A 20,409-nucleotide genomic window follows, 5' to 3' on the forward strand; every position below is an offset into this window, starting at 1 on the left:
CTGACTGATGGTCATTGACGCCGAGGGCTACCGCGACGCCTGGCTGTCCGCGACCGCCAAGGGTGTGCACGGCCTGCTGGCCCTGCTGCCCGCCGACGCAGAAGTCAGCGCAGAGCCGCCCGCAGCCGGCACCCCGGGCAGCCCCGCATCTATCCACGCCTCGCTGACCGGGCTGGCACGTCTCGGCCTTGCGGAGGTGGCCGAGTGAGCGGGCCGTACGGCGCTGGCATCCAACGCGGCCAAATGGCGGCCGACAAGTTCACACAGATCTCGAACGCACTGTTCCGCGACTCGCGCATGAGCTACAAGGCAAAGGGGATCTTCGGGTTGATTTCGACACACCGGGACGGCTGGCGGGTTACCGTCGCCGACCTTGTGCGGGCCGGCACAGACGGCAGGAGCGCGGTCACGAGCGGGGTGAAGGAGCTGGAACGGTTCGGATACCTGACCCGCGACCGCGAGCGGAACCCCGACGGCACCCTCGGCGCCGCCGTGTACTCGATTACGGACATGCCGGCCCACCTGTTCGAGCTGTTCGGCGAGGATGCGCCCGAGCTACCGCAGAGGTCGAAAACATCCAGGTCAGAGCCTAAGTCCGAATACCCTGCGCTGGATGGTCCTGTGCAGGGTGTTCGCACCACAAAGAAGACCAAGATCAAGAAGACCAACCATCAAAAGACCACCTCCTCCGTCCTTCCGTCCGTAGGTGACGCGGGCGTGCGCGTTGCGGTCGGCTCCATCCCTGACGGAGGGACAGACGAGGTCGCGGGCGCAGGCATCGAGGCCTGGCAGCGTCGGCCGCCAGCCGGGGAAGTCGCCGCTGCTGCGTCGGAGAACTGCTGCGGCCCAGCAGCAGCGCCGGAGGAGACGGGTAAGACGTCTGGCCCACGGGCCAGCGGGCCGACTGGGTGCGAGCCGGTGGCGCCCACGCCGGGAGTGCTGCTGCTGGCCGAGATCGGAGCATGGCACCCGGAGTTCCTGGTCACCGGGCAGACGCTGGCCGACCAGGGCCTGATCATCACAGGGATGCTGTCCACCGGTTGGAAGGCCGCGAGCATCAAGCAGGTGATCACCGGCAGACCGCTCCCATCCCCGATGACACACACAGTTGGCGCGATCATCTCAGCACGGCTGCGACAGGCGGCGACAGGCCCGATTCCGAGCCCGACCGCGTCGTGGGAGGCCACAGCCTCGCAACGCGGCACGGCACATAACCCCGTCGACGGCGCTGGCACCCCGGGGGCGGGCGGGGCCGTGACCGCGGGCCTGGACCACCGGGATCGCTCCGAGTGCACCCAGTGCGGACGACTGCCGGCTCCGGGGCACGATGTGTGCGGGGCGTGCGCGGGCTGGCCTCCTTGCACGACCGCCTGCGGCCGCCACCTGGAACACGGCGGCATCTGCCCGCACTGCGTCCAGGCAGCCGAACACGCGGGCATCCTCGCGCAGGCCGCCCAGGACGGCACCTGCCCGGGCCACGACGCCCCGTGCGGGCGCCCAGTGGCCACCCTCGGCCTGTGCGGTCGGTGCCGGGTGGCGGTCGAGGTCGCCAAGCGGGAGGCCGCGCGAGGGGCGGCTGTTGCCGCCGCGCGGCAGACCGGAGCCGAGGAACCGGCGCAAGGCGCCCCGCTCTAATGCTGTGAGCAGGCAGGTTCATGGGGCCGAGTACGCCGGGAAGCCTCAACCGGGCGCCGTTCACGGACTGGGCCCGGACCGAGGAGGACGCCCGACGAACCTTTTGATCGTTAGCCTCGCAACCGGGAAGGCTTGCTGGGTTGGATGGCCCGGCTGCGTTCGTAGCGACCTTCCCCCACCGGATGTCCTTCTCACCAAGGCTGCGGGTGCATTCGCGTCGTTGGGCACGAGAAGTCTCAAGGACAGTGACGCCTTCGTGGAGGGTGTCCCGCCTACAGAGGGTCGGGACGGGCCGCAGTGGGTGAGGCCCACGACTGGACAAGGCCCTGGTGAGAGCAGCGTGTTCTCCACCACCCGCACGACCGCGGCATGAGCCCCACTCCCGCAGGAGGAGCGCGCTTCGAGGGAGGCCGCGGCCCCGCCCGCTCACGCTCGCAGCCGTGGGCCGGTCACGGCGCTGGAAGAAGCCTCCTCCCACGCGCCACTTCCTGACAGTTCGCAAAGGAATTTCGCGAACCTTGTCATTAAGAATCAAATCCGCAATACAACGGCCCGGCTCAACCTATAACGGGGGCAGCAGGCCAGGGCGCTTACGGAAAGTTTTGACTCAAGATCTCGAAGCCGCCTAGAGCACCGAATGGCCGCGGCCAGCAACGGACAAAACGCGATCAGGCAGGAGTTGCGAAAATGAGCAGCTGGGATTCCGGTACGAGTGATGAAATCGACGAGTCGGACTGGCAGGCCCAGGAGAGTGTCCCCCTGCCTCACCGCCGAAGCAAAAGGGAGGACTACTCTATTGAACTCACGGTCAGGGAGCAGCGCGGGACCGGCGCGACGGCTTCAAGGCGAGCCTACGCCGGCATGGTTGACGCCATACGGCGCGGACTCCACGGCAGGCAGGTCGTAACCACATGGTTCACCGACGGGGCCTCAACATCCGTTCTCCACATCCGCCTTCGGGTAGCACACTTCTCAATAACCCTACAGATGCGGGCGTCGGATGCGTATATCATCGGAGTTTACCGCGAAGGTAACGGGCGCAGGGAATACTGGTACTTCTCGGATTCGGTCAGCGAATTCCCCGGCGCCACTGTGAATGCGCCCCTGCCGTACACTTCGCAATATTCTGATCTGGAACGGATCGCCGGCCAGCATCGCAGGGTAATTCCATTGGGGCCGTACGCTTTGGAAAACGCGGTGGTGACCTTAGCCCAGCGGGACATGAATATAAATCGGACGGAAGTGTGCAGGAGCTGGTTGGTTCTGGCGCAAATGATCGCCGAGGCCGCCCGGTTTGCTGGCGTGCGGGAAGAAATGATGGAAACATTCGTCCGCCAGAGGGACGTCGTCCCCTCGGACAGCATGCTCGACTTAGAGAATGCCTGGGGCAGGATGTCCTCTGTGGTCCGTAATTCTTCGAACCAGGAGGCCCCGCTGCTGGAACCGCTGGTAATTGGGCCGGATACTTACCGATCGGTAGCTCAAGTCGCAGCTCTGCTCCTGGTGGGTCGCGGGTCGGGATGACTTCAGGGTGTACGCGAAAAGGGCGGGGCCGGTTCGCACGTCGGCAGTTCGGCGGGAGGCCGCGCAGAAAAGGGTCTGCCTCGGCAGACACCTCGCCGCGCGGCCGATCCAACGAGCTGGTTGATGCACTCGCAGCGTCTGCGCGGGACTACGAGACCCTGACCGTCACCAGCGAGGCGATGATCCAGTGGTCGATGATCACGCGGATGAGCCGCTGCCTGGCGAAGCCACGAGCCTGCGGCCGGCGCTGAACACGCCGTACACCTCTTGCAGCAACCAGCTCCGCTCGCCAAGGCGTTTCGCCTTCGACCGCACTCCCTCGACCCTCGCCGTCGCCTAGATCCCGAGGGCCGCCGGTGTCCCTGGTCTCCAAGGCCGCAGCCACACGGGCCGCCTCCTCCCGCAGCGCCTCCACCCGCTCACGGGCAGACACTTCCCGCGCCTCCAGCAATCCCAGCACCGACGCCATCGCGCACCGGATTCTGACCCCACAGATCCGTCTGGCGCACCGCCTACAGGTCAATCGTTGGCGCATTCATTCTCGAACGCAGGATTCAACAGACCGATGACGTTGACGGTGTTGCCGCACACATTGACGGGGACGTGTACCGGAACCTGTGCAACGTTGCCGGACAAGACGCCAGGGCTGTGAGCAGCGGTTCCGTGTACGTCATCGTCTGCGGTGGCGTTCCCGTTGGTGTTCAGGATGGCCAGGGTGGCAAGACAAGCGGCGGCGATAAGTCGTGCACGCACGGAAAGCTCCCAATCGTTCGCGAAGTCGTACTTTTTGCGATATCTGCCGCATTCACTGCCTGTGCACACCTTTGTGCACCCGATTGCGGAGGATGCCTTGGGCGCCGCTGCGGCAGATGTCGACGTACAAGTGAACGTCGGGCGCGTTCAGTGCCGGTCGCAGGCTCGTGGCCTCGCAATGCAGCGGCTCATCCGCGTGATCATCGACCACTGGATCACCGCCTCGCTGGTCGCGGCCGCCTCCTCCCGCAGCGCCTCCACCCGCTCACGGGCAGACACTTCCCGCGCCTCCAGCAATCCCAGCACCGACGCCATCGCGCACCCTTTGGCGAACAAGCAGAAGCAGAACGCCGGAGGTCTCCCTAACCCCGACCGAGACCGTGCCCGACCAGCAGGAATCAAGCGACGGCGTCCGGTTGAGATATGGCTTCTCACCCCACAGATCCGTCGGGCGCACCCGCCCACAGGTCAATCATTGACGCACTCACTCCCGAACGCCGGGTTCAACAGGGCGATGACGTTGACAGTGTTGCCGCACACGTTGACGGGGATGTGCACCGGAACCTGTACAACGTTGCCGGACAAGACGCCAGGATCGTGAACTGCGAACGCTTCTGCCCCATCGTCTGCGGTGGCGTTCCCGCTGTTGTTCAGGATGGCCAGGGTGGCAATGCAAGCGGCGGCGATAAGTCGTGCGCGCACGGAAATCTCCTAATCGTTCGCAAGGTCGTACTTCTGCGCATGGCTGCCACATTCACTGCCTGCGCACACTTTTGTGCACCCGAATACGGAGGATGCCTTGGGCGCCGCTGCGGCAGATCCCGTACAGCCGGGCTACGTCACCAGTCCCTCATACCCTGCCCAGGACGAACTGTTCGATGTCGTGGCTGTGGTACGGGAACCCCAGGCTGGCAGCGGCAAGACAGGCCGGCACACCCATCAGCGAAGCGGTCCTGCCGACTGCCAGTCCTGGGACGGCGCCTGAGCCCCTGGCGCGAGCAACTCCATTCTCGGTCCGGGGCTGGTGCGGCGCGGGCGCTCAGTTACGGCTCAGGTTGAAGGGGTAGACGTCCTTGCCGATGGAAATGGTCCCGGACATTTTGAGCACGCGAGTAGATCCGGGGAGGACTGTGGAGCAGGCGACGGTGTTTGTGGATGCGACTCCTCGCGGTCCCGCGAACATGATGTTGCCGCGCCCAAGCGGGCCGACACGCAGCGTGATGCGGGAAACCGCCGTGCGCGTTTCCGGGCCGTCCGTGACCTCGACGTTGACCAGGTCGCTGTTGAGTACAACCGGAGTCACGACCATCGTGTAGTCGTCTCCGCCGGCCACCACGGCCGTGCCCGTGAAGGGCCCGTCGAGGAGAAGGGCGCCACTGTAGTCGGAGAGGGCGCCACCGCAGGTGTTGACGGGAGCGGCATGAACAGCAGCAGCGCCGAACAGGCCAACGGACAAAGTCGTGGCCACCGACAGCAGGAGAGCGGGAATCGAGCGGGATAGACGGCTGTGACGAGACATGAACGCTCCGATCAGCGCAAGCCACCCGGTGTGACCTGGCACGCTCAACGAAACACACCAGTTCCACGTTCGCACGCTTATACGGAAGGCCGCGCCGTAAGAGACTCCGTCTGGCTCTGCCAACGCCCCCCGGCAGAGCCCCGGTACCGTCTTCCCTGACACTGGATCAGGGCGAGGCCGGAGTGATTTCCCGATTGCTCGAACACTTCCGCTACGTCCGCCAGGTACTCGACAAGACAGCCCGCCGCCGAGGCGGGCCCGCTACACCCAGGACGGCCGCGTGGTCGGGCCAACACCGGACTCGCGAAGAGCCTGTGGCAGCCTTCGATCGCGGCCTCCAGCTCCGCCGCATCCTCTTCCTGCCCCCTTGCGACCGCGACACCCAACCCCGAAGGGCTCTAGCCGGAAGGAGCCGGGCCGGGGCAACGGCAGCCCCCCGTTCGCAAGGCGGATCCGGCTCGGCGGTATCTGCCGCAACGGCGCAGAGCAGCCAGCATGACTTTCCCAGCCCCGGCCCAGACTGGGAAGCAGCCGCATACGCGGCTTGCGGGCAGAGGCTTCACGCCTGCACGCGCGTGGCTCAAGCCGCCGCCCGCACCGCCGCCGAGCGAAATCAGGAGCGGCGTGGCCGAGGTCTGCCAAGCAGACTCGGTTTTGCCGACTGCTGTTGAGGAGCGCTATCAGGACCCGCCATTCGCGATCGCTTGACCAATCGCATCGGTCGCTGCCGTCGCATCCGCCTCGGAAGGCTGGACCTCGTCGGCCTCCAAGACATCGTTGAGGACCTCGGTCACGGGAGCAAGAACATTACCCTCCGTGCCTCCCAGGGCCTTCCCCTGTGCAAGCAGCTGATCGGGCCCGGGGTCCTGTGCCGTAGCCGCGCCGACCACGCCGGCCGACATGCTGCTGTGGGCGGCAGCGCCGCTCGCGGTACCCAGGACGATGGCGGCAGCGATGCCGGCGCATGCGAAACAATGACGGACTGCTGTGCGCATGGCACGGTCCTCTTCTCTCGTGAGCCTCGCAGTGAGGCTTGACCCTGACAATGTGCATCAGTGGTTCGGGCCGCAGCCGAAGGCGCGGCCCGGCAATCGAATACCGGCCCTCAGAAGTACCTTTTGGAGGGCCCCGGATCGGGAGGTTCCCGCCCACCAAATTGCTCACAACCATCAGCTACCGCAGACCCTCCCGATCAGCAGCGCACGGACAGGTGGGAAGGGCCTGCGTTGGCCCAGGGGTGTCGCTGGCAGCGGGAGGGACCAGGGCATGGTGCAGCTGAAGCACGCCGACGATGTGGAGGGGGGTTCGCGGTGTTGCCGAGGAGCCGCCGGTCAGCGGGGCGAAGCCGCTACACCTCGCGACCGTCATCGACCTCTCCTCACGCCGGCTGGCTGGGTGGGCAATCGCTGACCGCATGCGGGCAGATGGAAGCCTTGCGCGCCAGCAGCCAGAAAGCCGCCAGTCGGAAGGTCACTGCTTCCGGGAAGACCGCCCGGTCCAGACCCTGAATAGGCGCGGGCGGCCGCTGCAGAGATGCGCCGGCACACAGCGAATTCGCCAGCGGCGTCCGAGCAGCCCGCCATCAAGGGCGTCTACCTGGCCGTCATGAGCCTCGACCCCGCCGGCCAGGGACGCCATCGCTGGACCCAGCGATGGAATGACGCCCTGAATGTCTTCGACATCACCTTCTACGGCCGCCCCCCAGTCGCCCACCCGCTGAACCCGACAAACCCCGGAATCACAATTGACTCTACGGACCCATTGCGCGACGGTGTGGCCGTCCCGTGCGGCAACGGCGCCCTACCTGGGTGCCACGCGCTCTGAGCAAAGATGGGCTCGCGGCTTGTCAATACCGGACAGATGCGGGAAGTCCGGCCGGATGGTCGCCTATAACGTCACCAGGATCTCTCCCATGGAACGTAGATGCAGGGGTGATGCTGTGACCAGTTCGTGGTTCATCGTTCTCGCGCTCGCTTTGACTCTCGCCTTCACACGGATGGTCGCGGCCCGTGGGAATGGGAACAAAACCAGGGGAAGGCGTGGGTGGCGTGGGAACAAGTAATCGTCCAAATCCCGGGAAAGATTCCACCAATCATCCGGTGGCCAAGGTCGACAAGGCTCTGTACGACAGGCTCAGCCGAGCGGAAAACGAGCTCTTCATGAAGGTGCGCGAAGCCATACTGGGGGCCCCTCGGGCCCACGTGGACGCGCATTTCGAAGCGCTGCAGACGAGCTTCCACTCCAACGGCGTCACCATGCTGGCGGATGCGCTGGAGACCGACTACGTCTGGAACGCCGCGGCGCAGCACGACTTCGCGTACACGCTGGGGCCGTTCGTCTACGGTGGCGTGGAAACGCCGTCAGGAGCGGCGGAGAAGAATCGTGCCGACGCGTTCTTTGCGGAACAGATCGCGGAGCAGCCCGGGATCCCGTCCCTGGTGGCTCAGCTCCATGCGGCGGGCAAGAGCCTCCTGCTCTCCCTGTTCGGCGGCTCGGCGTTCAAGGCCGTCGACCAGGTGATCGACGCGGTCTACACGCTCGAGGACCTGCGTCCCGTCATCGGGGGCATGGTGCCCCAACTGTTCGACGGGGCCACTGACGCTGAGGTACGCCGGCACGGCAGGCCGCACGCCTGACCTCGAGTGATCCCCGCGTCTTCCGGGTACACCGTCCGTAGGCTGCTTCAGAGCACTCGTCGAATGCACTCTGAGCTCCACATGATGAGGAGCTCAGCCGCACTGCTCCGAAGACGCGGACCGACTTCAGGACGGTGGCCACGGGGAGAATCCGTCGCTCGTCGAATCCGCTCAAGATGCTGTCCGGCGCGAACGTGAAGGACATGGCGCGGGTGCCGCTCGGCGTGCCCAGGCCCGGTCGATCGTCTCCGGCTTCCAGCCGGACGGCGCGATCCGCTCCCACATCGCGTCGAAGCTCTGCACCGCCGGGCCGGTGACCTCACCGGTGTCGGTGTCGACCGGCTCGCTCGTGGTGTCGAAGACGACCTGGAACGCGGTCGCGAGCTTCGCCGAGGCCCGCTCCACCCGCGGCAGCGTCTTCATCTTCTCCTTGACCGTCTCGCGCTCGGCCCTGGCCAGCAGCTTCGTCGCGATCAGTGCCCACCCGGTGGGGCGGCCGGCCATTCTCGAAGGGTGGTGCAAGCCCGCACCAAATGCTGAGCGGCTTCCTCGCGGGTATTCGCCGCTGCTCCGACCGGGCCACTTCTCTGCCGGACCCGCCTCGCTCTCGCGCCGGGCGGTGTTGCTTACTCGGGCAGCCAAGGTCACCACTTGGCCCCCGACCGCCGCTGGCTGGCCGGTCTGTCGCAAGGCGATCCCACGGAGCCCAACATCGCCGATCCGCTGTGCTGGCTCGACTTCGAGTTCGCCGGCCGCAACACCGCCGTGGGCGAGGCCGCCAACCTGCTCTGGTACCTGATGGCCCTGGGCGGCTGGCTCGTCCCCCGCTACCAGCTCGACGTCTACACCCGCACCCTCGGCCTCACCCTGCCGCCACTGACCCGACCGCGCATCGTGCACCTGGAGCTGGACGAGCGCGGCCGCCACATCGGCGTCCGGTACTCGTGGGACACCGACCCCGGCCCGGCCGCCAGAGGGCCATCGCACGTGCTCTGGAGGGCCTTCGGGGAGAGGACGGCCGTGGCCTGGAGGAGATCCACGCCTTCCTCGCCATGCGCATCCTTGGCGTCATCCCGCCCACCCGGCTGACCGGACACGACCTCCTGCTCGTACTGATCAAGCTCGCCGAGAGCCAGGACCCGCACACGACCATCGACACCTTCTTCACCACCACACCGGGCCCCCACCCTCACTCCGGCGAACGGAGCAGCAATGTCCCTGCCCCCTGCTTGAGATCCCTCTCCAGGCCCGCCTGCTCCAGGGCCGCACCGCCCTCGTCACCGGCGGAGCCACCGGCATCGGCGCCGAGATCGGGCGCGCACTCGCCACTGCCGACGCGACCGTCGCGGTGAACCACCTCGGCCCGGACCCCGACGCCCACGCCCTCCTCACCGCCCACTACCGCACCTGCCACGCGGTCACCCCCGGTATGATCGAGCGCCGCTGGGGCCGCATCGTGAACATCGGCAGTCAACGCCCGCGCCGGCCGTACGAACCTCGTCGCGTACAGCACCGTGAGGGCCGGGCTGTTGGGCTTGACCCGCTCCCTCGCCCGCGAAGTGAGCCCCTACGGGATCTGCGTCAACACCGTCCTGCCCGGCGCCATCCAGGTCGAGGCCGAGAAACGCCATCCCCGCCCAGCACCGAGCGCGCCCGGAGGAGCAGATCAAGCTCCAGGGCGTTCCTCGCCGGGGCCGGCCCGAAGACGTCGCGGCGCTGGTGGCGTTCCTCGTGGGGCCCCTCCGCGTCGTTCATCACTGGGCAATCCGTCCACGTCGACGGCGGCTGGCTGCTGCACTGAGACCCCAACGAGCAAGGAGACAGACCGAAATGAAGGAACGAGTCCGCGCCGTCCTCATCACCGCTGACGACACGATGCTGGTCATCCGCCGCACCAAGCCCGACATTCCCCAGTACTGGGTCCTCCCCGGCGGCGGCGTCGAGCCCAGCGACGAGTCCAGGGAAGCCGCCCTCCACCGGGAGATCCACGAGGAGATCGCAGGGAAGGCCGACATCGTGCGCCTCCTCCACACCATGGAATCCGACGACGAGCGCCAGCTCTTCTACCTCGCCCGCATCGCGACCTGGTCCTTCGAGGACCGCACCGGTCCCGAGTTCAGCGCCGAGGGCCGAGGTGAGTACGTGCTGGAGGAGATCCCGCTGACCGTGGAGGGGCTCGACGGCATCGACCTCAAGCCCGAAGAGATCGCCCCCGTCCTGCGGGGCGCCATCAGTACCGGAAGCCTCGGGGGCAAGGCAACACTCTGAGTATTCGGCACATCAACAATCACTGGGGCCGGCACTGAGATGCGCCAGCCCCTCGTGGCGTGCCCATGCGCTGTCGGCCCCGACCCCGCTTCCCGAGCTGGGTGGTGACCGCTACTGGACCAGCCGGAGTACCGGCCGCTGTTCCTGACGCCCAGCAGATCCCGCGTCTCCCAGAACCCTCGCTTGTGCAAGCGCCATGTCCGGACCGGGCACGGGGTCCTGTGCTGTAGCCGCGCGGACCGTGCCGGTCGGCATGCTGCTGTGGGCGGCAGCGCCGCTGGCGGTACCCAGGACGAAGGCGGCAGCGATGGCGGCGCATGCAGAACCATGTCGGGCCGCTGTGTGCATAGCACGGTCCTCTTCTATCTTGAGCCTCGCAGCGGCTCGGTTTTGACAAGATGCACCAGGGGTTCCGGCCACAGCCAAAGGCGCGGACCAGGAATCAAATATTGGCTCACAGGTGCACCCCCTCTGGGGCCACGAATCAGGAATCTTCAGACCGCCGCGTTGCTTGCCGCACCCAGCCACCACCCGCAGACACTCCAGATCGGCAGTCCGCGCACGACTGGGAAGCGGGTCAGGTGCGGGTACGTTGCCCAACGCGCCACTCCAATGTGCACAAAAACCTGTGGCGAGCCACCTCCGGCCGGAAGACTCACAGTAGCCGCTGACTTTGAGTCGGCTCTTGGTCGTCTTCCTGTAGGGGTACGCAATGACAATCGGACGCAACCAGCGTATTTACGTCGCCAACCATCTGCGCCAGGAAATCCATGTAATGCCAACCGCCGACATGGGCTGGCGGGTGGCAGACGTGGTCACTGATACGGCGATGCTCGCCCTGGCGATGGCCGAGGTCGTCGCAACGGCGGGCGCAACGCTCCCCGTGGCGCTATCCACGTTCGGCGAGCTGTACCAGTTCACCAAGATCGGGTTCGGGGCGATCAGCGGCACCCTGGGAATCGGCTCCCGGTCAGCCGAGCTGGCTCTGGAAGTGATCGAAGCGTTCAAGAAGGACTCGATCAAGATCCTTGCAGGGGAACATGCCGATGTCGCAGATCAAGGATTTCTGATGACATATTTCAAGGCCAGCGGTTTGTCTGGAATGGCAGGGGCCCACACGGTCGACCTGATCATCATGACCGCCGATGGCTCACAGGTCGCTCATGTGAATTCCTCTCCAGACCAATCGTGGATCGCCACCGAGAAGGGCATAAGCCGCTCTATTTACGGCACGGTCAACGATGTGGACCCAGAATCCGGGGCGGCGATCCCGTGGGAGCAGAGGCCTTCCTCGACTTGATTACTCGACCTCGATCCCGTCGGTTTACAGGGTTCGACCGGTGCTGAGATACAGGGCCTGCCCGGCACCGCGCAGACGTCAAGGGCGCCAAGTGCCTCCGCCGACGTGGAGGGCGGAGGGTGTCCCGGGAGAGGGTCCCGGCACCCGTGGGCCTTGGAGGACCGGATCGGGTGCCGCACGTCGTCGCCATCGCCCGTGGCCCGCGCAGCGGCCAGGCCCGCGCGAGTGGCGACGACGGCCGCTCGGACCCGGTTGCTGACGCGCAGCTTGGCCAGGAGTGCACTGATGTGGTCCTTGGCCGTGGCGGGGATGATGTGGAGAGGGGCACCGATTTGGGAGTTGGAGAGGCCTTCCGTCAGGGGAACGAGTACCTCGCGTTTCCGGGCGGACAGCGCCGCCACGTCGGCCCGGTGTCCGCCGTGGGCGCGCCGTACGGCCCGCGTCCTTGGGTCACCGGTGGCGGCGGACCGGCGCCGGCGGCGCCGAGGGCGCGGAGCGCGTGGATCAAGTCGAACGGGCCGATGTTGGCGGACAGGAAGTGCCGGACACCGGCGCGCCGTGCCTGGATGGGCAGGACGGTACGGAGCCGGTCGAGGTCCTACCACCGCATCAGCTCGGCGGCGAAGGCCGCTTGCTGTTCGCCGGGCATGAGGGGGGCCACGGCGGCAAAGAACTCCTCGCGCACGGGGGCGTCCGGCGGTTCCGCGCGGGCGGACGTGCGGTCGGCCGGAGCGAGTCTGGGGGCCAGAGCGGCAAGGGCGAGCGTGCGGTCGGGGCTCCTGTTTTCGGTGAGTACGAGGGCCAGGGCCCGTGCGGCCTGCCCGGGGGGAGAAGGCGGGCGCGGCCACGGCCAGGGCCTTGAGGCGGAAGTCGTCCCAGGACTCGGCCAGGGCGTGATCCAGGAGGTCTTCGGCGAGGTCGGTCGGCACGGTGGCGATCGCCGGGCCGAGTCCGGCCAGAAGCTGGTACAGGGGAAGTCCCGCACGGCCGGCTGGTGAAGAAAGGCCCGGCACGCGTCATGCACGGCTTCGGACCCGACGGCCGGGAGCAGCGTTCCGAGGATGCGGGCTTCTTGTTCCAGGTGGTTGCGGAAATGGGGTCCCGCGCGGTTCGCCATCGCGAGGAGTTCCCGGACGGCCGCGTCGCGCTCGTGCGCCGGGAGCCTCGGCACGAGGCAGGCGAGCAGCTCGACGGTGTGCCAGGGGGAGGCAGGGTCGGGGCGAAGCGCGTCCCAGAGGGCCCTGGCCTGTTGCGGCGGCAGGTGCGGCGCGATCGCCCTGAGGTTCTCCGCGGACTGGCGGCCGAACCGTAGCTCGGGGAGCACCCGGTCCAGCATGACATCCAGCAGGTCCCCGTGTCCGGCCTGCGCCAGTCGGGATGGGAGGCCGGGCACGCGCGCGGCGACCCGGTCCGGCATCGAGTTCCGGTCGAGCGTCAGGTGAAGCGTCTCGGGGAGCGCGGATTCGGGCAGCGCGGGCGCGAGGGCTTCGATCGCCTCGGCCTTCCAGTCCGGCGGGCCGTCCGTCGGCAGCATGGGCAGTGCGCGGCCCGCCTGACCGGGTTGCAGCACCGGTGCGAACGCGGCGATGGCGGTGGCCCGGAGCCGGTGGTCGTCGACGCGGGACAGCAGCGTCAGTGCCTGCTGTGCCACTGTGCCGCGCCGGACGGACGGCAGGTGTCGTACCAGCGTGGTGAGAGTGCCGAAGCACTCGCCTTCAAGTGAGACCGCAGTGGCCTGGGCGAGCGCTTGCGCCATCCCTGCTGCTGGCAGGTAAGGCGCTACCGCGTCGATGGCGTGGAACCACTGCTCCCGTACGTCCGTCCAGGCTGGCGCCGCCAGCCGCACCGCTCGGAACATTTCGTCGGCCGTCAGAGCGGGGACCAGGTCGTTCAGGAGGCCGGGCTGCGCCCCGGACTGCTCCGCAATGCGGACCTGCCGGCAGAAATTGCGGAGCAGTTCCTCGCGCAGGTCAGCGCTCAGCAACCCGACGACCGGCAGGAGGGCGTTCCACTCGTCCCAGCCGCCGGGGCGTGCACGCATGGCCGACAGCACGTCCCGCCCCTCTTGATCGGGCAGCCGCGCGAGCAGGGCGCCGACCACGGGCTGGACCCGGCCGTAGTCGTTGTGGGCGAGCAGGTCACGCGCCCGCGCCACCGTGACCCGGCCGGCGAATGCGCGGGCCGCCTGCGCGCCACTGAGCCCCCGCAGCTTGGAGCCAAGCGCGACCGCTCTGTCCACGTGCTCGTCGGGCAGTCCCGGGGCCGCGGCGGCCAGGACCCGGCCCAGGCATCCCCATGGTGGTACGGATGCTCCGCGAGCTCCTCCAGCAGCCGGCCAAGGGTTTCCACGGGGGCGTGGGCGCCCAGCGCGGGCAGCGCCCCATCCTGGTACTTGGGCTCCAGCTCCCGCAGGGACACCATGACGTCGTCGAAGCTTCCGGGCGGGACGTAGGGGATCAGCTCCCGGAGCGTGGCGCACCGGTTCGGGTGGACGTCCAATCCGCGGAGTCTGTGCAGTGCGTCGCCGGTTCCCTGGGCCCGGTCCTGCCGGGAGAACAGTGCCCGCGCCACCGAGCGCCGTATCGGGGGACCCCCTGGTGGTGTGCGCTGCAGCGGAAAGCGGCCGCCGAACGGGACGCGACCGGAGCGCCGAAGCAACCCCGGCCCCGGACGCTCCCTCTGTCACCCACCAGATCTTCGTCGGCGACTGGCGCCGACCCGGGGATGCCGTCCAGCACTTCGCGCAGTACACACGGGCCTCGCCGAGGCGTTCAGCCCGCGCACCTGGCGCCGGATCGCCCCGACGGTGAAGAAGCTGGGCAAGTGGGTCGTACAGGGAGCCTCGTCCGGCATCGCCCGCGAGATCCTGCGCTACGCCGTGGACCTGTGGCTCTGATGTCCACCATGCGCGCTCCGACGTCACAGCCCCTGCTTGTTGCTGGGGGAACCGATACCGCTCGCCCAACCGGCCAGGATCAGGGGGCAAGGGTTGGGTCCCCCAGGCGTGACAGTTCACTGCGTTTCGTCGGCAGCGGAGGTCGAGCCTTTCGCGCCTTCGTCTGCCACCGGCTGTACGGGTATTCCTGCCGCGTGGAGCGGCGGGGTGGGACGGTCAGTGCCGAAACCTTTCCCCTCTTGGGGTGTCCGGGGTGTGGCGCGGCCCGACTGGGGGCCGGTGGTGAGCCTGCCCCGGATGGCCGATATCGCGGGCGGGTGGGGGTTGAAACGGTGCTCGCGTTAGCTTTCGATCGACCTCGGAGAGGCTCGCATGTCCCACCGTACGAAGCTGCGCGGAGCGATGATCGGCGCGTGCGCCGCGATGCTGCTGGCAGGCCCCGGCGTGCTGGTACTGCCCGCCCAGGCACACGGCCACCACCTGTCGGCGGGGATTACCGCCCGGCTGTCGACCAAGGCGGAAACGCAGGTCAACAAATTCATCGACGACTACAAGGACGCGATCCTGAACCAACACCCCGACGACAGTAGTCCCTCCGAGGTGCGGAAGGAGTATTTCACCGCTGAATTCGACGCCGCCCTCGACACGTGGGAGGAGCAGCACCCTTACTCCTACGGCCCGTTCCGTCGGGCGGACACTCCGGAGAGTTGGACGGTGACGCACGACAGTGCCACCACGGAGAACGAGAAAATCGTCGTGAAGTACGAGTTCAGGGGCGGTGACTCCTTGACGGTCTGGTTTAACGTGCAGCTCAGCACTCTGCTGATCAGCGACATCCAGGACGCCTAGGGGTGTCTGACGGATATCCGTGGGGAAGGAGCGGCGTCCGGTGCGTGCCGGACGCCGCGGACATCCGTCAGAACCCCCGCTCAGGCTTTGGCTCAGCGGTCGCGGATCGTGCTGGAGTGCGCCGAAGGGCACTCGATCATGGAGGTGTCGCGGCGGCTGCGGATCGCGCCGGACATGGTCCGTACCTGGCGGCGGCGCTTCATCGAGCGGGGTCTGGACGGGCTGGGCGACGAACTGCGGCTGGGTGTCCCGCGGAAGATCACCGATGCTGACGTCGAGCGGGTGATCGTCAAGACACTTGAGGAGACGCCGAAGAACGCGACGCACTGGTCGACGAGGTCGATGGCCGAGGCGACGGGGATGTCGCAGTCGACGGTCTCGCGGATCTGGCGGGCGTTCGCCCTGGCCCCGCACCGGTCGCCGACGTTCAAGTTGTCGACGGATCCGCTGTTCATCGACTAGGTCCGCGACGTCGTCGGCCTCTATCTCGACCCTCCGGAGAAGGCCCTGGTTCTCTGCGTGGACGAGAAGTCGCAGATCCAGGCCCTGGAACGGTCCCAGCCCGTCCTGCCGATGATGCCCAGTGTTCCCGAACGCCGCAGCCACGACTACGTCCGGGCCGACACCACCACCCTCTTCGCCGCTCTCGAGGTCGCCACCGGCAAGGTCATCGGCTCCCTGCATCGCCGCCACCGGGCCGCGGAGTCCAAGAAGTTCGTCGCCAAGCTCGACAAAGAAGTCCCGGCTGACCTGCAGGTCCACCTGATCCTGGACAGCTATGCGACCCACAAGACGCCGGACATCAAGCGTTGGCTGCTGGCCCACGGTTCCACCTGCGCTTCACGCCGACGAGCGCGTCCTGGTTGAACCTGGTGGAGCGGTGGCTCGCCGAGCTGACCCAGAAGAAGCTCAGGCGCGGCGTCCACCGCTCACGCCCCGCACTGCCGGGTGATCTTCACGGTGAACGAGATGAAGAGGCTGGGGCGCGACGCCGCGGAGTTGACAGCCTTGGCCGACCACCTCACCGCCCACGGCCTGGTGCTGGAGATGCTCGCCGGTCCCCTTCAGGGGATGTACGACCCCAGCGGGCCGGGACGCCTGCTCTTCGGGTTCTTCGCGGCGATGGCGGAGACCGAGCGGGAGAACATCCGGGAGTCGACGCTGGAAGGGCTCGATACCGCGGCACGCAAGGGCAAGCACGGCGGCCGGCCCCCGGTCATCACCGACGACATGCTCCACACCGTCCTGCGTCGCCGCGCGGGCGGCGAGAGCGTCGAGCAGATCCAGCCCGACCTGCTCATCCCCACCGGCAAGCGCAAGGGGCAGAACCCGAGCCTGTCCAGCATCTATCGGGCCCTGGCCGAACATGAGAAGCAGAGGGCGTATCCCGAAGCCGTCACCCAGGCGCATGCCGACTTCGCCACCCTCCACGCCGGCGGACGCATCCCCGGGCAGACAGAGGGGAACATAACCTCGTGATCTACGGCTCCCACCGCGCCAAGGGCGCCCCTAGCCTCGGCGCCCTGCCCGACCCCACCGACGCCCCTCACGCCAGCGACCGGGGTATCGCAGAGCTGAGGACGGAAACCCTCGTGTGCCCGCACTGCACGGCTAGGCCGGCCGACGGGCAGGCCCGCACGGTCTCCGCGGCCGGCGACCGGCTCACGATGACGTGGCACCGCCTGTCCTGCCCGCGCTACGCGGCCGACCGCGTCCTGGCGGGAGAAGAGGACTGACAGCACGGAGAAGCGTGGCCGCGAGCGGCGTAGACCGGAGGTACGGGTGAGCCGCCTGCGGGAGGCGCCCTCTCAGCTCGTGGCGCAAGGCGCTGGTGATACCAGTTTCGCCCCGGCCGGGCGCAACCGACACAGCGGGACCACACATGGGCAAGGGCATCCGCTAAGACACCACCGCCCGACGCCTGGTCGGCGCCGAGCTGCGCCGGCCACCAGCACCAGGTCTCCCGTCCAGCGTGCCGTGGCCGTACGGAGGTGTCACGAACCAGCGGTCCAGCCTCCTCCGTCCCGGCACGGGGTGTCTCATGCGTACGGCCCGTCCGCGGTGGGGAAGGAGGCCCGGGTGGCCAGGACGGCCGCCTGCAACCGGTTCTCGACTCCCAGTTTCTTCAGCAATGAGCTGACGTATTCCTTCACGGTCGCGGAGGCGAGGTAGAGCCGCTGGGCGATCGCCGCGTTGGACAGGCCGTCCACGAGCAGCGCCAGCACCTCGCGCTCTCGCTCCGACAGCGTGGCCAGGGCCCGTACCGCGCTGTCGTGTGTCCGGCTCAGGCGCCGTATGAGGGGCGCGGACAGGCATCCGATGCCGGTTCCCAGGGCCCGCACCGCCTGGATCAGGGCCCGGGGCTCGGTGTCCTTGAGGAGGAAGCCGGCCGCCCCGTCGCGCATCGCCGGACCGAGGCACTCGTTCAGGTCGAAGGTGGTGAGCATGGCGACTTCGGGAGGTTCGGGCAGGGCACACAGGGCCCGCAGGACGGTCAGCCCGTCCACGTCGGGCATCCGTACGTCGAGCAGCACGACGTCGGGACGCAGTTCACGGGCCCGGTCCACTGCCTGGCGGCCATGGCACGCGCCGACGACCCGCAGGTCCGGAGCGGAGTCGAGGATGTGCGACAGCTCCGAGCGCAGCAGTTCTTCGTCGTCGACGATCATCACCCTCAACGCGGGACATGCCACTACTGCCACGGTGTCTGCCTTCATCGTGAATGTCATCGTGCGGACTCTTGTGTCTGGCCTGTCCAGGAAACAGCCGATCACGCCCGGGGCTCAAGGGGGGTGTGCCTCGGGTGTGCCTTCGTCCGCGTGACATCGGGGCGGGGGCGCGCACAGCGCGGTCCGCTCCTCTGGGGTGGGGTCATCGTCGGCGAGTGGCGGGGCCTGGCGGTACGGGAGCGAGGCCGTCGTAGCGGGGCAGTGTCTCCAGTGCTTCCCGCACCCGCGGCTCGTCGCGGTAGGGGGTGAAGAGCCGGCGGAATTCCTCGGCCAGTGCTACGGGCAGACGGCCGGCCAGGGCAGTGGCGCGGTGTGTGCTCTGGACCGCGGTGTCCAGCTCTCCGGCTGCCAGCTGTGCGTCCACGACGTAGAGGAGCATGCCAGGGGCGAAGGGCGACGGTGGTTCCTCGTGCGGGCGGCCGTCGGTCAGGCCTGCGAAGTCCGCCAGGGCCCGGGCGGAGCGGCCCTGTTCCAGCCAGGAGAGACCGGAACACAGGGCGATCCGCATCGCGTCCAGGTCGGGGCGGAGCGGCGTCTGGTGGTCCGATCCGGAGAGGGGGGTCGGGCCGGAGTCCAGGACGGGTTCGCAGTCCAGGCCCGGTTCGGGTTCCGCTTCCGGCGGTGCGGGGCCGTCCACGGCGCGCTCGGCGGCGCGCAGTGACCGGGATCCGGCCGGTGCGTCAGCGAGGCGGGTCCGGGCGAGCGCCTCCCAGCAGTCCAGGACGTGCGCGGACGCGGCAGCCGCGCGTGGTACCTGTCGCGCGGCGTCGAGGCTCAGCAGCGCGTCGTGGGGATCCCCGAGTACGGCGTGGATGCCGGCGAGGGTGGCCAGGCCCGCGACGACCTGGCGTCCTGATCCGGCGGCCGCGGCGCTGCGTAGCGAACTCAGGGCATAGCGCTCCGCGTCGGCCGTTTCCGCCAGGCACGTGCTCAGGCAGGCGCACAGCCTCGCCGCACGGGCCCCGAGGTAGAACAGGCGGGCTGCCGTGGCCGGTCCGTAGGCGCTGGTGGTCAGCATCTCGGCGATCAGCTGGTGCTCCGCCCGGGCCGCGTACGTCAGGACCGGAGCGGTGGCCTGGGAGGCGGCCTCTTGGACCTCCAGCGTCCGCAGCCGCGTCTCCGTCCAGGCGAGGGCCTGTTCCGGCAGGGGATGGCCGTCCTGGCCCGGTAGCACGGGGGGACTGTCCAGGACGGAGAGGGCGGAGTGCAACTGGCCTCGCAGAGCTGTCCCCGTCACCACGAGGTCCGCCCCGCGGGCTCTGGGCGGGTGCGTGAGCGCCGCCGCGCTGTGGGCGGCACGGACAGCCGTCGCCGGACTCCAGGATCCCTCCAGGAGAGCCGCGTCGTCGGTGGCCAGGTACAGCCAGTGCGGCCATCCCAGCCGCGTCACGTCGTGCTGGTCCACACCGTGTATCAGGGCCATGGCCAGTTGTGCGGTGGGCGCGGGCACGGCACGGCCGGACTCCCAGCGCGACACCTTCTCCCGCCGGGCCAGGATCGGCCCGTAACCCAGGGACGCGTGAGTATCGGCGACGGCCTGCGCGTAACCGCCGTGCGACAGCCCCAGCGCTGACCGCAGGCGTGCCAAGGGGTGCTGCCCATACGTCTGTGCCGCCACTGCGTGCCCGTCCCGAAGGCCGTCGGACGCCGCCTTCGCCAGACCCCGTCGCGTCGTGCGTCGCAAACACGCCTGAGCCGCCGCGCGGCTCATCCGCTCTGGAAGGCCTGGTCGTTCCAGGATGCACCCGCGGCAGTCCGGCGGCACGCCGGGGGCGAGGGCCCGCCTCCTCCATCCGGCGAGCTGGTACCCCCCAGGCAGAGGGTGTTGCGCCGCCGGGTGCGACCCCGAATATGAAGCCCGATGGAATATCCAATTCCGCTTCGTGTGCGGGCCGTCCAAGCCTCACGCGCGGGGTGGTATCCGTCGCGTCCCCACCCTCTCCGGCCAGACGCCTGTGCCCAGCCAACCGTAGAAGGAAAGTGATCACCCGATGAGTCTTGCCCAGCTTCGCTCCATGAACTTCCCCTCCCTCGACACGAACGAGGCCGCGGAGACGTTCGGTGAGGGCCTGGACGCCAAGCAGTGCGCGTACATCAAGACCCTGAGCTTCACGAGCGCCGTCGTCTCCTGCGGCGGTACGCCGAAGAACTACTCCGACATCTACAACCGCGAGTGCAAGAAGCACTGACCGTTCCCGCAGTGTGTCCCGGGGGGGGGGGGGGGGGGGGGGGGGGGGGGGGGGGGAGGAAAAAAAAACCACCGAAGGGTTCCTGCCACCCCACCAACACCAGGGACGACA

At 68.2% G+C, this 20,409-nt stretch carries 24 protein-coding genes and 4 pseudogenes; 16 read left to right on the forward strand and 12 right to left on the reverse strand.

Translation table 11 applies throughout. The features are described from left to right. Positions 1-7 precede the first annotated feature (7 nt). The 3 genes from ACZ7GJ_RS25710 to ACZ7GJ_RS25720 all read left to right on the forward strand — a co-directional run bounded on the left by ACZ7GJ_RS25710 (position 8) and on the right by ACZ7GJ_RS25720 (position 3,159). Positions 8-208 carry a hypothetical protein gene (locus ACZ7GJ_RS25710; RefSeq protein WP_470755081.1) on the forward strand — a complete coding sequence of 67 codons (201 nt, stop codon included), beginning with the start codon at positions 8-10 and terminating at the stop codon, positions 206-208. A gap of 35 nt (positions 209-243) precedes the next feature. Further along, positions 244-1,635: a hypothetical protein gene (locus ACZ7GJ_RS25715; protein ID WP_470755083.1), complete on the forward strand. Its 1,392-nt coding sequence runs from the start codon at positions 244-246 to the stop codon at positions 1,633-1,635. 687 nt (positions 1,636-2,322) lie between these two features. Further along, the gene (locus ACZ7GJ_RS25720; protein ID WP_470755086.1) at positions 2,323-3,159 is read left to right on the forward strand and encodes a ribosome-inactivating family protein; all 837 of its coding nucleotides are present in this window, start codon (positions 2,323-2,325) and stop codon (positions 3,157-3,159) included. 148 nt (positions 3,160-3,307) lie between these two features. Here the strand turns inward: ACZ7GJ_RS25720 and ACZ7GJ_RS25725 are convergent, their stop codons facing one another. From ACZ7GJ_RS25725 to ACZ7GJ_RS25745, 5 genes are all read right to left on the reverse strand, one after another. After that, a complete protein-coding gene (locus ACZ7GJ_RS25725) occupies positions 3,308-3,628 on the reverse strand; it encodes a hypothetical protein (RefSeq protein WP_470755089.1) in 321 nt (106 codons plus the stop codon). Positions 3,629-3,678: 50 nt separating this feature from the next. Next, entirely contained in the window at positions 3,679-3,912 is a 234-nt protein-coding gene (locus ACZ7GJ_RS25730) for a chaplin (protein ID WP_470755091.1), read from the reverse strand. Between the two features lie 147 nt (positions 3,913-4,059). Continuing rightward, entirely contained in the window at positions 4,060-4,227 is a 168-nt protein-coding gene (locus tag ACZ7GJ_RS25735) for a hypothetical protein (RefSeq protein ID WP_470755093.1), read from the reverse strand. A 153-nt stretch (positions 4,228-4,380) separates the two neighbouring features. Next, positions 4,381-4,614, reverse strand: a complete 234-nt coding sequence (locus tag ACZ7GJ_RS25740; RefSeq protein WP_470755096.1) for a chaplin — start codon at positions 4,612-4,614, stop codon at positions 4,381-4,383. A gap of 337 nt (positions 4,615-4,951) precedes the next feature. Next, a complete protein-coding gene (locus ACZ7GJ_RS25745; RefSeq protein WP_470755098.1) occupies positions 4,952-5,431 on the reverse strand; it encodes a hypothetical protein in 480 nt (159 codons plus the stop codon). Positions 5,432-5,613: 182 nt separating this feature from the next. On the opposite strand from ACZ7GJ_RS25745, the gene ACZ7GJ_RS25750 reads away from it, so the two are divergent. After that, the gene (locus ACZ7GJ_RS25750; RefSeq protein ID WP_470755101.1) at positions 5,614-6,102 is read left to right on the forward strand and encodes a DUF6009 family protein; all 489 of its coding nucleotides are present in this window, start codon (positions 5,614-5,616) and stop codon (positions 6,100-6,102) included. 9 nt (positions 6,103-6,111) lie between these two features. Here ACZ7GJ_RS25750 and ACZ7GJ_RS25755 read toward each other — a convergent pair whose 3' ends face one another. Beyond that, positions 6,112-6,426 (reverse strand): hypothetical protein, encoded by a 315-nt coding sequence (locus ACZ7GJ_RS25755; RefSeq protein WP_470755103.1) that lies wholly within the window; start codon positions 6,424-6,426, stop codon positions 6,112-6,114. Between the two features lie 571 nt (positions 6,427-6,997). Here ACZ7GJ_RS25755 and ACZ7GJ_RS25760 point away from each other — a divergent pair. The 3 genes and pseudogenes from ACZ7GJ_RS25760 to ACZ7GJ_RS25770 form a co-directional block, all read left to right on the forward strand. Then, positions 6,998-7,129: pseudogene (locus tag ACZ7GJ_RS25760) on the forward strand (IS256 family transposase); the annotation flags it as partial. Between the two features lie 401 nt (positions 7,130-7,530). Next, a complete protein-coding gene (locus tag ACZ7GJ_RS25765; RefSeq protein WP_470755106.1) occupies positions 7,531-8,067 on the forward strand; it encodes a hypothetical protein in 537 nt (178 codons plus the stop codon). Between the two features lie 125 nt (positions 8,068-8,192). Beyond that, a pseudogene (locus tag ACZ7GJ_RS25770) lies at positions 8,193-8,332 on the forward strand (UDP-N-acetylglucosamine--N-acetylmuramyl-(pentapeptide) pyrophosphoryl-undecaprenol N-acetylglucosamine transferase); the annotation flags it as partial. A 5-nt stretch (positions 8,333-8,337) separates the two neighbouring features. Here the strand turns inward: ACZ7GJ_RS25770 and ACZ7GJ_RS25775 are convergent. Next, positions 8,338-8,544, reverse strand: a pseudogene (locus ACZ7GJ_RS25775) (hypothetical protein); the annotation flags it as partial. Positions 8,545-8,718: 174 nt separating this feature from the next. Between ACZ7GJ_RS25775 and ACZ7GJ_RS25780 the strand changes: the two are divergent. Continuing rightward, positions 8,719-9,156 carry a hypothetical protein gene (locus ACZ7GJ_RS25780; RefSeq protein WP_470755108.1) on the forward strand — a complete coding sequence of 146 codons (438 nt, stop codon included), beginning with the start codon at positions 8,719-8,721 and terminating at the stop codon, positions 9,154-9,156. Between the two features lie 100 nt (positions 9,157-9,256). Here the strand turns inward: ACZ7GJ_RS25780 and ACZ7GJ_RS25785 are convergent, their stop codons facing one another. Then, a complete protein-coding gene (locus ACZ7GJ_RS25785) occupies positions 9,257-9,481 on the reverse strand; it encodes a hypothetical protein (RefSeq protein WP_470755111.1) in 225 nt (74 codons plus the stop codon). Positions 9,482-9,581: 100 nt separating this feature from the next. Here ACZ7GJ_RS25785 and ACZ7GJ_RS25790 point away from each other — a divergent pair, with 100 nt between their 5' ends. From ACZ7GJ_RS25790 to ACZ7GJ_RS25800, 3 genes are all read left to right on the forward strand, one after another. Further along, entirely contained in the window at positions 9,582-9,935 is a 354-nt protein-coding gene (locus ACZ7GJ_RS25790; protein ID WP_470755113.1) for an SDR family oxidoreductase, read from the forward strand. Then, on the forward strand, positions 9,898-10,335 hold the full coding sequence (locus ACZ7GJ_RS25795) for an NUDIX hydrolase (protein ID WP_470755115.1): 438 nt from the start codon (positions 9,898-9,900) through the stop codon (positions 10,333-10,335). The genes ACZ7GJ_RS25790 and ACZ7GJ_RS25795 overlap by 38 nt, the downstream gene beginning before the upstream one ends. A 712-nt stretch (positions 10,336-11,047) precedes the next feature. Then, entirely contained in the window at positions 11,048-11,635 is a 588-nt protein-coding gene (locus ACZ7GJ_RS25800; RefSeq protein ID WP_470755117.1) for a hypothetical protein, read from the forward strand. Here the strand turns inward: ACZ7GJ_RS25800 and ACZ7GJ_RS25805 are convergent. Beyond that, positions 11,560-12,240 (reverse strand): response regulator transcription factor, encoded by a 681-nt coding sequence (locus ACZ7GJ_RS25805; RefSeq protein WP_470755119.1) that lies wholly within the window; start codon positions 12,238-12,240, stop codon positions 11,560-11,562. The two genes, ACZ7GJ_RS25800 and ACZ7GJ_RS25805, sit on opposite strands and share 76 nt — an antisense overlap. Continuing rightward, positions 12,234-13,874, reverse strand: coding sequence for a hypothetical protein (locus ACZ7GJ_RS25810; RefSeq protein WP_470755121.1), 1,641 nt, complete (start codon positions 13,872-13,874; stop codon positions 12,234-12,236). Before ACZ7GJ_RS25810 ends, ACZ7GJ_RS25805 begins: the two co-directional genes overlap by 7 nt. Before the next feature lie 1,029 nt (positions 13,875-14,903). Between ACZ7GJ_RS25810 and ACZ7GJ_RS25815 the strand changes: the two genes are divergently transcribed. The 4 genes and pseudogenes from ACZ7GJ_RS25815 to ACZ7GJ_RS25830 all read left to right on the forward strand — a co-directional run bounded on the left by ACZ7GJ_RS25815 (position 14,904) and on the right by ACZ7GJ_RS25830 (position 17,116). Continuing rightward, positions 14,904-15,380, forward strand: a complete 477-nt coding sequence (locus ACZ7GJ_RS25815; RefSeq protein ID WP_470755122.1) for a hypothetical protein — start codon at positions 14,904-14,906, stop codon at positions 15,378-15,380. A 69-nt stretch (positions 15,381-15,449) separates the two neighbouring features. After that, positions 15,450-16,336: pseudogene (locus ACZ7GJ_RS25820) on the forward strand (IS630 family transposase); the annotation flags it as partial. 13 nt (positions 16,337-16,349) lie between these two features. After that, positions 16,350-16,859, forward strand: a complete 510-nt coding sequence (locus ACZ7GJ_RS25825; RefSeq protein WP_470755131.1) for a recombinase family protein — start codon at positions 16,350-16,352, stop codon at positions 16,857-16,859. Continuing rightward, positions 16,856-17,116: a hypothetical protein gene (locus ACZ7GJ_RS25830; protein WP_470755123.1), complete on the forward strand. Its 261-nt coding sequence runs from the start codon at positions 16,856-16,858 to the stop codon at positions 17,114-17,116. The genes ACZ7GJ_RS25825 and ACZ7GJ_RS25830 overlap by 4 nt, the downstream gene beginning before the upstream one ends. Positions 17,117-17,419: 303 nt before the next feature. On the opposite strand, the gene ACZ7GJ_RS25835 is transcribed toward ACZ7GJ_RS25830, so the two are convergent. Both ACZ7GJ_RS25835 and ACZ7GJ_RS25840 read right to left on the reverse strand, forming a co-directional pair. Then, positions 17,420-18,109 (reverse strand): response regulator, encoded by a 690-nt coding sequence (locus tag ACZ7GJ_RS25835; RefSeq protein ID WP_470755124.1) that lies wholly within the window; start codon positions 18,107-18,109, stop codon positions 17,420-17,422. 142 nt (positions 18,110-18,251) lie between these two features. Further along, positions 18,252-19,697, reverse strand: coding sequence for a hypothetical protein (locus ACZ7GJ_RS25840; protein WP_470755125.1), 1,446 nt, complete (start codon positions 19,695-19,697; stop codon positions 18,252-18,254). Positions 19,698-20,124: 427 nt separating this feature from the next. Here ACZ7GJ_RS25840 and ACZ7GJ_RS25845 point away from each other — a divergent pair, with 427 nt between their 5' ends. Next, a complete protein-coding gene (locus ACZ7GJ_RS25845; protein ID WP_470755126.1) occupies positions 20,125-20,298 on the forward strand; it encodes a hypothetical protein in 174 nt (57 codons plus the stop codon). Positions 20,299-20,409: the final 111 nt, after the last annotated feature.

The sequence above is a fragment of the Streptomyces sp. NPDC037242 genome (assembly GCF_055604165.1).